The sequence below is a fragment of the Microcoleus sp. B4-D4 genome, assembly GCF_036705185.1.
Taxonomy (GTDB): Bacteria; Cyanobacteriota; Cyanobacteriia; order Cyanobacteriales; family Microcoleaceae; genus Microcoleus.
The window spans coordinates 46,698-62,397 of the sequence record NZ_JAUBTX010000020.1 but is presented as its reverse complement, the minus strand read 5'-3'; the positions used below and the strand labels follow the sequence as shown (position 1 = coordinate 62,397).

Annotated in this window: 14 protein-coding genes; 7 read left to right on the top strand and 7 right to left on the bottom strand. The window is 43.9% G+C overall.

Annotated elements, in window-relative coordinates:
* The first annotated feature begins 4 nt into the window (after window positions 1-4).
* The gene (locus QUB13_RS16445; protein ID WP_333090796.1) at window positions 5-304 is read left to right on the top strand and encodes a hypothetical protein; all 300 of its coding nucleotides are present in this window, start codon (window positions 5-7) and stop codon (window positions 302-304) included.
* Window positions 305-324: 20 nt separating this feature from the next.
* Here the strand turns inward: QUB13_RS16445 and QUB13_RS16440 are convergent, their stop codons facing one another.
* From QUB13_RS16440 to QUB13_RS16425, 4 genes are all read right to left on the bottom strand, one after another.
* The gene (locus QUB13_RS16440; RefSeq protein ID WP_333382541.1) at window positions 325-1,650 is read right to left on the bottom strand and encodes an O-antigen ligase family protein; all 1,326 of its coding nucleotides are present in this window, start codon (window positions 1,648-1,650) and stop codon (window positions 325-327) included.
* Complete coding sequence (locus QUB13_RS16435; protein WP_333382539.1) at window positions 1,650-3,248, bottom strand: PEP-CTERM sorting domain-containing protein; 1,599 nt, start codon at window positions 3,246-3,248, stop codon at window positions 1,650-1,652. Before QUB13_RS16435 ends, QUB13_RS16440 begins: the two co-directional genes overlap by 1 nt.
* Window positions 3,249-3,334: 86 nt before the next feature.
* Complete coding sequence (locus tag QUB13_RS16430; protein ID WP_333382537.1) at window positions 3,335-4,159, bottom strand: WD40 repeat domain-containing protein; 825 nt, start codon at window positions 4,157-4,159, stop codon at window positions 3,335-3,337.
* A 491-nt stretch (window positions 4,160-4,650) separates the two neighbouring features.
* Window positions 4,651-6,147 (bottom strand): glycosyl hydrolase family 57, encoded by a 1,497-nt coding sequence (locus QUB13_RS16425; protein WP_333382535.1) that lies wholly within the window; start codon window positions 6,145-6,147, stop codon window positions 4,651-4,653.
* 529 nt (window positions 6,148-6,676) lie between these two features.
* On the opposite strand from QUB13_RS16425, the gene glgA reads away from it, so the two are divergent.
* From glgA to QUB13_RS16405, 4 genes are all read left to right on the top strand, one after another.
* Complete coding sequence (gene glgA / locus QUB13_RS16420) at window positions 6,677-8,152, top strand: glycogen synthase GlgA (protein ID WP_333382533.1); 1,476 nt, start codon at window positions 6,677-6,679, stop codon at window positions 8,150-8,152.
* Window positions 8,153-8,371: 219 nt separating this feature from the next.
* Window positions 8,372-8,743: a DUF4342 domain-containing protein gene (locus QUB13_RS16415; RefSeq protein ID WP_333382531.1), complete on the top strand. Its 372-nt coding sequence runs from the start codon at window positions 8,372-8,374 to the stop codon at window positions 8,741-8,743.
* A gap of 379 nt (window positions 8,744-9,122) precedes the next feature.
* Window positions 9,123-9,464, top strand: coding sequence for a deaminase domain-containing protein (locus QUB13_RS16410; protein WP_333382528.1), 342 nt, complete (start codon window positions 9,123-9,125; stop codon window positions 9,462-9,464).
* Window positions 9,465-9,631: 167 nt separating this feature from the next.
* A complete protein-coding gene (locus QUB13_RS16405) occupies window positions 9,632-10,105 on the top strand; it encodes an SMI1/KNR4 family protein (protein WP_333382526.1) in 474 nt (157 codons plus the stop codon).
* Between the two features lie 97 nt (window positions 10,106-10,202).
* On the opposite strand, the gene QUB13_RS16400 is transcribed toward QUB13_RS16405, so the two are convergent.
* From QUB13_RS16400 to QUB13_RS16390, 3 genes are all read right to left on the bottom strand, one after another.
* Entirely contained in the window at window positions 10,203-11,525 is a 1,323-nt protein-coding gene (locus tag QUB13_RS16400) for a serine hydrolase (RefSeq protein ID WP_333382524.1), read from the bottom strand.
* A 204-nt stretch (window positions 11,526-11,729) separates the two neighbouring features.
* On the bottom strand, window positions 11,730-12,110 hold the full coding sequence (locus QUB13_RS16395; RefSeq protein ID WP_333382523.1) for a hypothetical protein: 381 nt from the start codon (window positions 12,108-12,110) through the stop codon (window positions 11,730-11,732).
* A 31-nt stretch (window positions 12,111-12,141) separates the two neighbouring features.
* Window positions 12,142-12,315 carry a hypothetical protein gene (locus tag QUB13_RS16390; RefSeq protein WP_194008214.1) on the bottom strand — a complete coding sequence of 58 codons (174 nt, stop codon included), beginning with the start codon at window positions 12,313-12,315 and terminating at the stop codon, window positions 12,142-12,144.
* A 361-nt stretch (window positions 12,316-12,676) separates the two neighbouring features.
* Here QUB13_RS16390 and QUB13_RS16385 point away from each other — a divergent pair, with 361 nt between their 5' ends.
* Together QUB13_RS16385 and QUB13_RS16380 are read left to right on the top strand one after the other, a co-directional pair.
* Window positions 12,677-14,533 (top strand): AAA-like domain-containing protein, encoded by a 1,857-nt coding sequence (locus QUB13_RS16385; RefSeq protein ID WP_333382521.1) that lies wholly within the window; start codon window positions 12,677-12,679, stop codon window positions 14,531-14,533.
* Between the two features lie 117 nt (window positions 14,534-14,650).
* Window positions 14,651-15,601 carry a phytanoyl-CoA dioxygenase family protein gene (locus tag QUB13_RS16380; protein WP_333382519.1) on the top strand — a complete coding sequence of 317 codons (951 nt, stop codon included), beginning with the start codon at window positions 14,651-14,653 and terminating at the stop codon, window positions 15,599-15,601.
* The last annotated feature ends 99 nt before the right edge of the window (window positions 15,602-15,700 follow it).

The following is a 15,700-nucleotide window of genomic DNA, read 5'->3' as shown; positions in this document are numbered from 1 at the left end:
AATTATGGCTTACTCTTCTGAAAATCCGATCGTACAACTCAAAAAATGCCTAAGCCTGGTTCAGGATGTCAACACTCACACCGAAGCGAACCGAGCCTTCGAGCAATTGTGCGGGATTATCGATGCTGAAAACCCTATGGCGGCGCAACTTTTGGAGATTTTGTGGGAAGAAGCTATCATGGCGAGGCGATCGGCCTTATTTTGGCAGCAAATGAGCGATGTTGAGAAAGATATGGCTAATCGAATGATGGAAAACATGACGCAGATGCGGCAAAACTATTTGCGGCTGATGCAGGAAATGTAAGATTGGGCAATGGGTAATTGCTAATTAGTAATTACCCATTGCCCAGACTGCGATCGGAAACGATAAAAACGAGTAAAAGAAGCAGATTTAACTGCGGCGAGACTCAGAATCCACCAGGCAATATGTGCGTATTGAGCGCAGTCAAACCAAGTGACAGTAAAAATTAAATAAGCAATAGCAACAGCTTCAATACCGCGCATAGACGAATTCAGCGCTAAACATACATAATATCCCCAAAGTGCAATAGCAGCCAGCAGCCCTAAGATACCAACTGACAAAGTAGTATCCAGAATCCAATTGTGAGCTTTGTAAGTAGGGATTTCTCTAGTGCTGATTTCACTTTTTATGTTAATATAGTTGTAAGTAAAGTCATCTAAATTTACAACAATCGGAGTTAGTTGAGGATTTCTGATGTAGGGATAGGCAATGCCGAAACCGTCAAATCCCCATCCAAATAGCGGGCGTTTTTTGATGCCACGGGCTGAAAGTGTCCACATGGGCGATCGGCTAGACATGATTTGGGCGATCGAAGGTTTGCTCCAATCTAGGGGTCTGCTGACAGTCATGATGGCAATGGCGATTACACCCATAAGAGCAATGCCTGCAACGATTTTGTAATATTTGCCTCTGAGCAAATAGACACTCGCAACCATCAAACCTAAAATAGCACTTCGGGTAGAAGTTAGCAGCAGCGCGGGAACAGTTAAAATCAAAGTAATTGCAGTTAATTTAGTTGCGGTAAATCTCCCAAACCAACCGACAATAGCAGTAATTGCTATTAATGTTAAAACTATGGCTGCGTGGCCGCGATGGGAGTACAATCCTATTGGTTGTTGCCCTTGAAATATGCTGCTGGCATTAACATCAGCTCTGATAATTTGCCCCATTGTGGCGGTGTAGTCGATCCGCCAGTCGATGATTTGGGGGAAGATACTAAGAGAAAGGATGATGCCGCCAATTAGCAGTCCTTGGAATTGGGAATTTATGAGTTGCGGGTGTAGGATTAGGAGCAAGCTGTTGCTGAGGGTGAAGGCGGCGATTAACAGCCAGTAGAGCCAGCCATCTCCCATTTGGTCTTGACCGAAGAAAGAGGTTAAGGGGAAAGGACTTTGTAGAGTTGAGATAGCTCCGATTGAGAGAAAGATTGTCCAAAGTATTAGCGATATTTTCCATTGTCGGGGAATGGTTAGGGCTTTTCTTTGTTCCCACAAGAGGGCGATATTGACTCCTACTATTAACCAAATAATTAATACTTTGGGGGAAGTCCAGATGAGGCCCCGGCTGCTTCCCCAGGGGTTGATGAGGATGATGCTGAGGGCAAACAGGATGGTGTAGAGGGTTTTCATTACTCTTTGTTTTTCCGGTTTTTGAGTTTTTTGATTATTCCCAATCCGCCCACGGCTAATAATGTTCCTAATACTGTTGTGGGTTCTGGGACATTTTCAGCATCATCGGCGGAAATTGCACGCATTTTGAAACTTCCCTCCCGTTCGTTGAAGGCTAGTTGAATGGGAAATGCTGTTTCGGCTGTTGAGCCAAATAATGAGTTAATGCCTGTAATTTTGAAGTTAGAAATGCCGTGACCGAGTAATGAAACAAAGTCTACGCTAGAACCAGGGCCAAATGTTCCCAGCAAGACGTTTCCGACTGTGACGGCAAATTCGGTGTCGTCTCCTACTGGGAAGTCAAGTATTTCTGTAAATAATGTGTCTTCTAGTGATTGGAATTCAAAGCCGTAGGTGGTGTAAGGGTCATACCATCGGCAACCTGGTACTTTGCTGAAGGTTTGCCAGCCGCTTTGTACACTTGTTGGAAGTATGGGGTTTTGTTGAGTCAAACCTCGCATTTCTTTGCCGAACCCGCCTCCACCGCTGTTGCCATTGCTAAAGGTTGGTGATTCTCCATCTTCGTAAACGTTGACAAAAAGCTCGTAGTTACCTTTGTCTTCTCCGCGAGCACCTCCATTAGCTGCTTGAACTGCTAGGTTGAGGGTGCCGTTATTGCCTACAGTACCAGTTAACCCGGAGGCGAAGCCATTTCCTAGTGGGCTGCTATTGTCATCGTAGAAACCGCCAGAACCTGGGCTAGATGTGCTTAAGTATGTGTTGGGATTGCATCGATTTGAGGGGAGGTCGTTGTTTGTCCAGGCTGTATATTTTGAGCCTGGGGTGAGTTTGTCTAGGTTGTAGTTGTCTATTTGATAGCCGGAGGCTAGGGTGCCGGAAAATGTTTTAGAGAGTAGGGGTGTTGTGCGCCTGGTATATCCGAAGGCTGATACTAGACTGTCGAACAGACTAGGATTGTATTTCACACTTGCAGGTGGAGATGTTAACTGGACAATTCCAGCTTGAGGATTCAAAGGATGTGGTTTTGACTCTATTGACCATTGAAAACCCTCGCCTAGAGGTCGATAAGTCTTATCTCCGTAGTCAGCTATGAGAAATGTATTAAAAGTAAGCTGTGTACCTGGTGGCTGCCTCACAATATCCTCGAAGGATAGTGCTGAATTTGTTGTTTGGTTGGTTCGTAAGTACCAAGTATCATAAGAATCTTTATTTGGTAAAGGTGCCGGTACATATTCGTCATAATACCAAGGCTCACTATCAGATAATTGGGTACTAAAACCTCCCTTGATAGGATCTATAAAATTAGCTTGAGGACGCCCAGAAGCTGAGGCAGGGTAAATTGACTTAGTTACAACTTGCAACCAGTTAAGATGGTTTGGTGGCGTGTTGTTAGGATCTCCCTGAGCTAGGTATGTCATTAACTCAGGGATTGTCCTCCCTGTGGGAGTAAAAGACCCCTCCAGTCCTTTGCCACCTATCCCTGCTGCCTCATTAAGACCAATATTACCAATTGTTTTGCCATTGACACTCACGTTAAAATTAAAAGTCGCTCCGACAGCAGACTGGCTTAGCAATAAGCAGTCAAATATGACAGGCATTCCTAGTAAAGTTAGGGCCCTTGCAAAAATGTTAAGTCGATGCGTGAACATATATTTCTCCTTTTTTGACTATCTTCATAAAAAAGCTAATTAGCAATCTTTTTGATTTGGTAGGTATCGAGGTCGAATTGCCAAGAGCCTTTTTCCCTACCTCCCCTACCTGAGTTAATATGGACAAGCAGGTCTTTCATGTAGTAAAATTTTGAGTCTAAGGAAAACTCCCCTAATGATAAAAGTCTTAGTTCAGAAAATTCCCGAATCTCTTGATAATTGGCAAGATTGAAAAGCTTGATATTTGTAGATATTCTCCAGTAATCAGGTTCGGGGTAAGGATAGTATTTATCACCCGTTGGCCATCCAGTTACAAAAGCAATCACTATAAAACGACTATTCGGGGAAAATTGAAACTCTGCGGGTCCATCAAGTGTTTCGATTAATAGGCAGATATATTGTATGCTTGGGTAAGCATACAATATCACTTTACCTGGAGTTCCTAATTTTTTATTTTCATAAGTAAAAAATATTTTTTCATCGGGAGAAAATCCATAAATTCTCTGTGGAAAACGGCGAATTTTTTTGCCTGTTGTCAAATCCCAGAAAATAGTATGGTCTTTCTGCGAAGCAGCAACAATTTTGCCACCATCCAAGAGAAAAGTCTCCCTGACAACCACCCCAGAATCCATCTGAAAAGTTCTGATAATTTTTCCAGTTGTAGCCTCCTTGACGGTAACAATGCCATTGCGATCGCCGTTGACAGAGTAGCGACTTGCTGACACCGTGTTGCCTCGATTCAAGTCAGCTACCCTATCTATTGCCCCCTCCTTATAGGCAGTAACTCCAGGTAAAACAGAGCCTAGTGCCATTACTGCACAAAGAATTAAAACCAATATAAAGAGGGAAAGATATTTCATAATTTTTGCTATTTATTAGCCGGACAATTAGTGAAATAATGCCCACACAATACGAAGCAAGCTACTAAAAGCAGCGCCAACCTCTTGCTTTTATCATGATGTTCTAGATGGTCACATTTAAAACAATAAAAATTGTGGAAGCAGCACGCTAATTTAAAAGAAGTTGGTTGAGATTATTTCCCAAGATTATCACAGTATCCAACCTCACCACCATCCGAAAAATTACTGAATTGAGTGATACCCAGAGAACAAAATAAATTTTTCCTACTAATATTACTTATGCCTAAACGAAGATTTAAGATAAAATCTTGACTTCTGTAGCTAAAAAGTTTGAATGGATACAGTTTTTTATCGAGTTTCCTCTAAAAAGCGAGGCAATCAGCGAGTGTAGGGTTGAGATGAAATCCGGGTGCACTGGAATTATTTGTTTGTAAAATTTGGTAAAGTTCGCAGTTGCGGTTTTTTCGCCACACCGCAACTGCGAACTTTTCCTATTTCATTAAAGCAGCGCCACGGTTGTAAAGTTCCCGCGCGTAATCAGTCCAAGTTCCCTGTCCCCAATAGCGGAAACAGCTTGTTTGCACCAACAAATTGTAAAGCAAAGCTTGTTGGTATTCAAACTGCTTGGTAACGGCGGCATCTTCCTGCAACAGCCGATCGTACTTTTTGTGAAATGCTGCGCTGAGTTGATTCATCGGTTCCAAGACATTTTCGTAGCCTTTCACCCAACTCAAATCGTTAGTCCAAGAGGCACCATCCATGTGAAAATTGTGGTCAGTTTGCTTGATTTGGGCGATCGCACTTTCCACCTTTTCCGGCGTAGCACTATTCGGATCGACTAGCTGCCAAATTTTGTGCTGGTTGACTCCCTGACAAACAGGATAATCATCAGGATTAACACCAGCCGCTTCAATTATCTCCAAATATTCAGTCCCATTTAAACCGACAACACCCGATTTTCCGCCGCCATTTTCCCGGTTTTCGTGCCAAGCTTTAACAAAAGCGCTGGGAAATTCATTCATCATCACGCCGCCATTTTCACCATCGGCAATTTGAGTCACCAAAGAAGGAATTGTGACATTGCCAATTTGCTGTTTATTGCGTCCTTTGGCTTCGTAATAAGGCTGCATTTGACCGACCAATTTCGTATCAGAACCTTGGGTTTTAATCAAAGCAGTAATACTGATTGTTTCGCCGCGAGAATTGCGCGCCATCAAACGGTTTGGAATGTATTTTTGGTCTTGAGACAATCCCGAACCGTCGATATTTTCTACAGAATGTTCCTGCACCATCAGCCAGCGGTAGCCGCATTCTTTCAAAGCTTTGATGTATTCGTAAAGCGTATCTGGGTGATTGGGAAAGTGCATTTCTGGGGGTGAAAAACCTTTAACGCGCTTCAGGGCATCAATGCCAAAAATGGATGCAAAATGATGTTGCCATGCTTGAATTTGGAGTTTAATGTCGGGAATGGGAGTTGAGGGAATGACGGCGTGACTCCACATTGTCCCCAGCCATTCTACGTAAGGTTGGTATTGAGCTTCGCAGGTAATCCGCTTGAGATTGTTGAGGACATCATCGCGTCCCATTTGGCGCAATCCCCACAATAAATTGCCCGAATAGTCGAGCATAATTCGCGGGTTGCAGCCTTCGGCAATTAGTTGGGGAATGAATTCGCCCATGCGGGAATAGCACCAAGCAAAGACTCCGGCGTTGTGGTTGTCTCCTTGGTTAGGATTTTCAAACATATTCTGCAAATTGCAGATTAGTTCGCCGTTTGCACCGGCTGGAATTGTGGGTTGGTGCATATGCAGGGCGCAGGCGAATCCGGCTTGAATGTTTTCGAGGCGGAGATTTGTCCTAGGTAAAAAGACTGGTTCGTTGCTGTTGACTGCGGCACTGATTTCTGCTTCAAAACCGCAGATATTGGGTAAGCCTGAGTTAATTTCGTTTAAAATTGGTAGGTTTGGAGATTGGGCGATCGCAGACATAAATTTTTCTCAAGAATTGTGGAGCGGCATTGTCTGCTATTGCTAAAATAGCTAGATAATTTAATAGTAGCAGAGGATGTCTGCCAAAAATCAAATATATAGCAATTCTCTTTCTTTTGTGAATTAGATTTATTTTTTAACTAACTGCTTGCACGGCAAATCCGGGACGCACCAATACCAAAAAAAGTGTTTTTTTATCATTACTGCGGGTTAAACAGAAGAATTTTCGTCCATCAAATCCGGTTTATGACCAAAGAGTGCGTGCAGGACTAATAGCAAAGGAAGTTAAGACAGAGAAAGAGATTAGTTCAAGAAGGTTTGAGAAAGTTGTGCGATCGATCTTCGGAACAACAGGATACAAAGGGCGAGTTGGCTCAACAGCAGCCGGAGACGGTACTGCGCCGTGTCCCTACCTGTATTCTAAGTATTTTAATTGTATTCCCAATGGCCGACTTGCTTATTTGCCGAGAAATCATATACTTTGTCAAGTTAAGAAAATATTTTTGGATTTCTAGGAGTCAGAAAAAAAATGTACATCGTACAAATTGCCTCAGAGTGCGCCCCCGTTATCAAAGCTGGGGGTTTGGGCGACGTAGTTTACGGTTTGAGTCGAGAATTGCAGAATTCCGGCCACTGCGTCGAGATTATTCTGCCCAAGTACGACTGCATGAGGTACGACCATATTTGGGGGCTGCACGAGGCCTATCGGGATTTGGCCGTACCCTGGTACGACGGCGAAATCCTTTGCGATGTCTACTGCGGCTGGGTGCACGGGGTGTTGTGTTTTTTCATTGAACCTCGATCGCAAGATAACTTTTTTAACCGCGGCTGTTATTACGGTTGCAATGATGACAATATGCGGTTTGCATTTTTCAGCAAAGCTGCTTTGGAATTTTTGCTGAGAAGCAACAAGCGCCCGGATGTGATTCACTGTCACGATTGGCAAACTGGTTTGGTTCCAGTCATGCTGTTTGAAGTTTACAAATACAATTGGATGGAAAATCAGCGAGTCTGTTATACCATTCACAATTTCAAACATCAAGGTATGGGCGGTAGCGACGTTTTGCAAGCAACGGGTTTGAATCGAGATGATTATTATTTTCAGTACGATCGCCTCAGAGATAATTTTAACCCCTTTGCCATTAACTTTATGAAAGGGGGCATTGTCTACTCAAACTTTGTCACCACGGTGTCGCCGCACCACGCTTGGGAAGCTCACCTCGGCGAGTTCGGCTACGGTTTGGGCCACACTTTGCATACATATCAAGATAAGTTTCGCGGGGTGCTCAACGGCATCGATTATGATGTATGGAATCCTGAGAGCGATCGCTATATTCCGCAGCACTACACTGACAAGGATCTGGCAGGAAAAGCCAAAACTAAAAAGGCTTTGCGCGATCGGCTTTTATTGCGCGATGCTGACAAACCTATGATTACCTTTATCGGTCGTTTGGACGATCAAAAAGGCGTTCACCTCGTCCACCACGCAATTTATTATTCTCTGAGTAAAGGCGCGCAATTCGTGCTTTTGGGTTCGGCGACGGAAGCAGGAATTAACACACATTTTCAGCACGAGAAATGGTTTTTAAATGACAATCCAGACTGCCATTTAGAACTTGGTTTTAATGAGGAACTGTCGCACTTAATTTACGCGGGTGCGGATATGATCGTGGTGCCGAGCAATTACGAACCCTGCGGGCTGACTCAGATGATCGGGTTGAGGTACGGTACTGTTCCTGTGGTGCGGGGTGTGGGCGGTTTGGTGAATACGGTGTTCGATCGCGATTACGGCACCAGCCACACCCCCGAAGAGCGCAACGGTTACGTGTTTTACCAAAGCGACTACTACGCTTTAGAGTCGGTGCTCGATCGGGCGATCGGATTGTGGTATGACTACCGTGATGAATTTGAAAAACTCGTAATTCAAGGTATGAATTGCGATAATTCGTGGAAATATCCAGCTAAAGACTATGTGGAAATTTACGAACTAATTCGACACAAATAATCGGCGTGTGCGGGTTTTGCCTGAGATAGTTTCTGTACCTTTAGGAATAGAGCAACCCGCCCCAATCTATCCAGACAGAGATAACGTTTTGAGTAAAAATGCGGGGGTGGAAAGTACGAATGTTGATTGTAGGGTTTTCTTGCCTGTCGCACTCAAGTGCGATCGTACAAGATAGAAGTATAGAAATTAAACGGCTGGTGTTCGCCCGCCCTACAAAAAATGAATTCACAACTAGAACAACAAGTAACTATTCTGCAAGACGAAACAGTAGCGGCAGGCAATGTAGCAAACCCAACGGTTGAAACACCTTTATTCGCCTCAGAATTTGCAACCGAAGAAAAAGTCAGAGTAGAAGAGTTTAAGATTAGCGCCGACAGTTTAATGGGTAAAGTCAAAGAACTAATTCAGCAAGGAAAACTGCGCCGCCTCGTCATCAAAAACTCGCAAGGACGGACTTTGGCAGACATTCCGCTGATGGCGGGATTGGTAGGTGGCGTTGCAGGAAGTGTAGTCTTTCCAATTGCTGCTGCACTAGGCGCAGTTGGGGCGGTTGTGGCTCATTTGACTGTAACTGTCGAGCGGAAAGAGTAGTCATTTGTCCGCAGTCATTAGTCCTTAAATCATCTAATTTGTAATTGCGCGACGAGAGAGCAATCCCAGAGTTGGGGATTGCTCTTTCGTCGCGTAATGGCATTACTCTCGTTACTACGATCTGCGAAAGTAACGCATATCTTGAGGCTCTGCTTCGCTGTTTCGAGTCTCATTTTACCGGAGGCAGAGGCTAGGAAGCAGAAGATACCCTAATTTTTAGGGTGAAGTATTCTGCTAGTTTCAGTTTTTTTCCCATATCACTTTGCTAAAATAAAATGGGGCTACTGAAAAGTTTTACCCCATATAGTTGTCTTTATTTAAAAAAAAACTAATGCAAGAACGGATAACTCGTATAGATATAATACGGGAAGAGCTAGGAGTGTCAGCCTACAAAAACATTGCTGTTGCAGACTTTCAGATTGGGAATGATAGTGACGAATTGATAGCCGTCAGCGGTAAATCGACTCGTCCCGGCACAGTTGGTTTACCAGACGAGCCATTATTTAAGACTTTTGAAGTCCCACCCGGACATTCACGGGCCTATGACAGTGAATACAAAATTCTTGAGGAAGTGGCATTGAGATATTTTCAAACACCAGAGGTTCAAGGTAACGTAAATCTATGGACGGAAAGAGAACCCTGCGATTCCTGTTGTTACGCAATCGAGCAATTTCGTAGGCTGTTTCCCAATATCAGACTGACGGTAAACCATACAATGTAAACTCAGCAAAATCTACGCACAGCCAGATTTTTAAAGTGGGAATATCTCAAGGTTGGCGTTGCTGAATAGGGTTCGGAAATCTGTAAGAGCAATCCTCCCAAGAATTGCTCCCATCGCCAACACACTCCGGGGCGCCCCGGAGGTATTACTTAAAGGATGTAGTAGCTATGTACTTAGATCGAGTTAAAAAACAACTGATAGAACTAAAACTCATAAGGCAAGATGAACTTGTAGGCTGTACCCCCGATGAGGTAATGGCTATCCAGCAACAGTTGGGGATTTCTCTGCCCCTCGCCTATCAAGAATTTCTGTTATCTATGGGGCGTAGTGCTGGTAAATTCTTGCGGGGTTCGGACTGTTTCTTGAATCATTTACCTCAACTTCAGGAGTGGGCTGTTGAGTTATTAAATGAAAATAACTTTCCTGAATCCTTAGCAGATGATGCCTTTATTTTCTTGATGCACCAGGGCTATCAATTCAGCTTTTTTAGATTATCAGAAGGCGCAGATCCCCCGATTTACTCTTATTGCGAAGGGACTAACCAAATTGATTTCATTAAAAGCCATCAAAGTTTTAGTGATTTTTTGGTGACAGAGGTCGAAATTCATGCGAAGTATTTGATGCCTGTTGCTAGCAAGTAATGACTTCACATACAACAGAATCTCACCTTACCGGAGCCAGATCCTCTTGGTATTCATTCCCAGGCCTAGCCTGGGAATGAGAGGAAGAGGAAATGATTTAATTAGATGCTTTCGCCGCAGGCTGATCTAAATAATTGTAGACAATCCGCGAAATTCGACGCACAAAATCTCTGACAATTGGGTCATTGTAAGGACGTTTCACAAAAATTGCTGCTAAATAACGCTTGCCATTCGGCATATCAATAATCCCCGCATCGCCCACCACAAAACCGATATCTCCAGTTTTGTCAGCAATTACTGCTCCCGCCCCCAAACCAGAAGGCAACAACGTTCTAGTTGTGGTGCGCCGCAATAATTCTAAAGCCTGTTCTCTACTCGATTCCGAAACTAATTTCTCGCGAGACAGCATTGCTAGCAACTTTACCATATCCACAGAACTTGTGGTATTTGTTCCTTGAAAATCGCCTAACCAGTTGCGAATTCTCGTATCAGTTAATCCCCAACTGCGAAAACGTTCGTTGAGTTTAGCGATTCCTCCCAAACGTTCGATAATCATGTTGGTGGCTGTATTATCGCTGATCGTAATCATTTTATCTACGGTTTCTCTGATGCTAAACCGAGTGTTATTTGGTTCGTCCTGCATGGTTCCAGAACCGCTGGCCACTAAGTCCGACTTCATAATTAATGTTTCGTCCAGGCTAACTTTTCCCGCGTCTACATCTTGATAAAATGCAATTAGAATTGGCAATTTAATTGTACTCGCCGCCGGAAATACTCGATCGCCTTTGATATCCAAATATTCTCCTGTATCTAAATCCAGAAAAAACATTCCGGCACTCAGGGATCTGTATTGGGCGATCGCACTTTCAATCTGAGGCTTAATTGCGCTCATTTCCAAACCCGTTCGCATCTCCAAATCAGCGGCATAGTTTCTCTCAATTCCTGAAGCAACAGTAGGCGAAACTTGACGTGGTTTTTGTTCTACCTGGGTAATGGCTGTTGGTGGAAAAGACTCGTTGCCGGAGATTTGCTCTGGATTCGGCAACTGAAACGACCAGCGGGTTGCAGATTCTCTAATAACTCGGACTTTTTGCGGATCTAACTGATAACCGGGAGTTAATTGTATCACTAATCTGGTAGTTTCGCGATCAAATTGCCCGATTCTAATTTGTTGAATAGCTGAGTTGTAGCTTTGAGGACTTTCGGGATATTCCAAGACAATTCCCGGTAAATCAATTACTAAACGGGTGGGATTGGCAATAAGTTGAACTTGGGGTTGAACGCCTGAATCCGTGGTTAAGTTTAGTTGATTTTGGCTGGGATCGAAGTGCCATGATGTTAGTGTATCAGCTTTGACAGGCAGGGCGATCGACAAAACACTAATTAAAGAAGGCAACAGCCATCGCAGTTTTGGAGTCATGTTTAAAGAGAAAGAGTTGAACGGCTGCAACGAAACAACGGCCAGAACGGCGTTCTCAACCGCTTTCGATGCAAACCACCTAGCATCATACAGTCAACTCTTGCCCGCAACCGTAAAGTTTATTATTTTGTTTTAGAATATTCCCTTGCCCGAACTGACCAGACATTTTGACACAAATCGAAAACAATCGAGAAATTATCTGCGTTAAGAAAGCGTCGATCTGCGTTGATCTGCGGTTTCGGCAATTACCAAATTTAAAATCGATTGGTTTCTAGCATCTTCGATCGAGTCGATCGCAGCTTTGAGAAAAACTTTGCCTTTAGCAACCTTGCGGCGATCGCTCAAATGATCGTAAGCTTCCCAATTACCGCTAACTTCGCGATCGTGCCACAGAAACCAGCCGCGATAGATTTCCCCGGTATCTATATCATCGCACAGAACCAGCCAATCATCCCCGGTGAGAGTGCTGTCATCTAACGCTATCAATTCAATCCACGCTAAGGCAGTGCAGGCATCGATCGCCTCAGCATCAACCAAGTTAGATGGTGTAGCGGTAGGTTTTGGCGAACAAAGTGTAGACTTCATAATTTCTCCTTAATCAAATTAATGAATGTTTTTATTTGTGGAACAGAGGGGGGACAGCAAGTGGAAAAACGTTGTTTTGATGAACTTCTGGTTGGTCGAATTTACCAGCGGCGGATACTTCTGTTAAATTATTAAGTGTATTAATTGTGAAAATTGCAGCGGTTCCTAAAGCTGCCATTGCCAGTCTGTGTAAGATTTTAGTCATTTTGATGCTCCTTTTTAGCTGGTATCGATTTTGCCAGTGTAGGGTGTGTCACCGAAGATATTTGACGCGAATCAGACAGTTTGTTTCTGCGGCACCCTTGGGTTTTGATGTATCTACTCTAAAAAATGCAGTGATTCCGGGCGGGGGAGATTGGGGAGTTAAGAAAAGTTTCTGGTTTTCAAATACATTCAAAGGTTGAAGCCGTTATCAGGATGGAGTTTGAAGAATCGATCACCCAAAAAACCTCCCGCACTAAAATTCCTTAAATTCCGGCTAGCTGACTATCTGGCTCAAAATCGGCTAAAATAGGAACTTAAGACGTTAAACTTTTTAAATTTGTTCCCTTTTCAGTGCAAGCGAAGTGCTCAAGTCAAAACGATCTCGCGGCCGCATTCTCACAGCGTCGGGCTTAAAAAAGCTTAACGAGACGCTCCAAGAATGGTCTGACCGATATAACATTAGAGGTACTCTGACAGAAATCGAGGCTGAATCTGGCGTCGGTATCGATACAGTCAGCAAAATTAAGCAGGGTAGAGAAGGTGCGGATTTAAGTAAAATTCGTCAGTTGTTCGCGGCTTTCGATCTGACTCTGACGAATGACGACCACCGATCGGCTAAACTAGACGGTGCCGAAGGTGTCGGCGAGTCGGACAATTTAGCTGCGGCGGGGGAAACCGCCAGAAGTGTTAAAGTATTTATCAGCTATCGCAGCGCAGAACCCGATCGCGAGTTGGGAAAACAGTTGGAAACGGCCTTAAGTGCGATCGGTCATACAGTCTTCACAGCCGAAAATAACATTAGATTGGGAGATAATTGGTTCGATCGCATTAACTTCTTCCTCAAAGAATGCGATTATTTGGTGTTGCTACTGCCACCAACAGTCAGCCAAAGCGAAATACTAACATATCAAGTGCAGCAAGCAAAAGAACTGCAAGATGCCCGCCCTGACAAAAAACCGATAATTCTCCCCATCCGCGTCGGTTTCCCGCTAAACGCGCCTTTAAACCACGACTTGCGGGGCTATCTGTACCGCATCAAACAAAGGGAATGGAAAACCACCGCTGACACACCAATTATTATCGAAGAAGTGCTAAATTTGCTAGCAGAAACTCCCGCACCAGTCCCAGAAGAAGCGGAAGATTTAACGCAAAACCAAGTATTAGAAATTAGCAGCGACGAAATACCCCAACCAGTCGCCGAACCGGAATTACCGGGAGGACAAGTAGATGTCGCCTCTCAATTTTATGTAGAACGCCAGCCCATCGAAGAACGCTGCTATCAAACTATAGTACAGCCCAGCGCGTTAATTAGAATTAAAGCACCCAGACAAATGGGAAAAACTTCCTTGATGGCAAAAATTTTGCATCACGGAAGCCTTCAAGGTTATTGCACTGTCCCGCTAACTTTTCAGTTAGTAGATAAAGCCGTATTCGCCGATTTAGATCAATTCTTAAAATGGTTTTGCGCCTACGTCGGGCGCGAGTTGCACTTAGCAAATCAATTAGACGATTATTGGGACGAGATTTTTGGCAGCAAAGTCAACTGCAAAGATTACTTTGAAAAATATATTTTGCCGCAAATCGACAGTCCTTTAATTTTAGGATTAGACGAGATAGATCGCGTTTTCCAATATCCAGATATTGCCGAAGACTTTTTAGGACTGTTGCGGGCGTGGCACGAAGAATCAAAACGGCGCGACATCTGGAAAAAACTGCGATTAATTGTAGTTCACTCCACCGAAGTTTACATCCCGATGAACATCAATCAATCGCCTTTCAACGTGGGACTGCCCGTAGATTTACCGGAATTTAACCACCTGCAAATCGAAGATTTAGCAGCGCGTCACAAGTTGCATTGGTCAGATGCCGAAGTTGAGCAACTGATGTCAATCGTCGGCGGTCATCCCTATTTAGTACGAGTTGCATTATATCACATTTCGCGATCGGATTTGACACTCGATGAATTAAAAGAAACTGCGATCGCAGATGCGGGAATTTACAGCGACCATTTGCGCCGCCAACTGTGGAATTTAGAAGAATATCCAGAGTTGGCCCAGGGCATGAGAGAGATTGTGGCGGCTGATTCTCCGGTGCAATTAAAGGCGATGCAGGCGTTTAAATTAGACAGTTTGGGGTTGGTGAAATTGCATGGTAACGAGTGCGTGCCGAGGTGCGAACTGTACCGACAATATTTTAAAACTAATTGGGGAGTTAATTAATTGTAGATTTTAGCTCGTTAATGACGTAGAATCAGCAGTAGGGGGAAAGATAAGCACAAATATCGCAAAAGATCGCTCCGGCTTTCCCTTGTGCAGTATCAACGTAAAATAGGATCGATGATTGAAGAAAACGTCACTCTGAGAAAGTCTCTTGACTTAGATAAATTAATTCCACTTCTACCGCAAGCAGAAAATATTAACTACTGGCGCGAACTCAACCCCATTTCAACTATTTCCGCTCGACCATTTGAAGGCTTTTCAGAAGTGTCGGGAATCCAAAAAGCAGAAATTGACGAGTACAGGCTGCAACTGCGAGAAGAAGGCTATTTCCAAACACCTAGCGTCATACCTGCTGCTACTATTCAGGAGATGCGCGACTGTATAGAAAATGTCCGAAAAGCAGGGTTTCCGACAATGTTTGCCCTCGTCTACGATGTCTTCTATCAAGCATTTGGTTACTTTAACTCAACATTGACAGGAATTTTGGGAAACGGCTACAAGCTAGTTCCCAATTTTTGGGTTTATTACATAGAAACTTCTGACAGTGGCAAAGGATTTGAGCCTCACCGCGACGCCGAGTACGAAAATACTATAGACTCCAACGGTATGCCGACAGTGCTTACTCTCTGGGTGACAATTACTGAGGCCAATCCCCTCAATTCATGTATGTACATGATTCCGGCAAACCGCGATCCAGAGTATGCTGAAGCCATCAAAAATCTCAAGACAAAAGCTACTAAATTTGCCTTGGAAGATATCCGGGCTTTACCGACACAAGCTGGTACTCTATCGTGCTGGAATCAATACGTTTTTCACTGGGGAAGCCGCAGCAGCAGTCGGGCTAAATCGCCTCGAATTAGCTATGCAGTATATTGTCAGCGAGGGGATATTCCACCAGTTGATGATGCGATCGTCGATATCCCCTCAGTCCTTGATTTCCCAACGCGCTTATCTCTGATTTGCAGAGGTTTGTATCGCTATTCTTACGCCAGTTTACAGCCATCCCCACAGGCGGAAGCACTGTTATATTTCTTGAGGAAGCATACGGCAAGTCTGAAAAAAACTTAATATAATTTCCCCAAAAAGCCCGTCATCTCAATAGCCGTTCCATCGGAATGATTTAACCGCAGAGGACGCAGAGTACGCAGAGTCTCCAGAAGAGAGAGA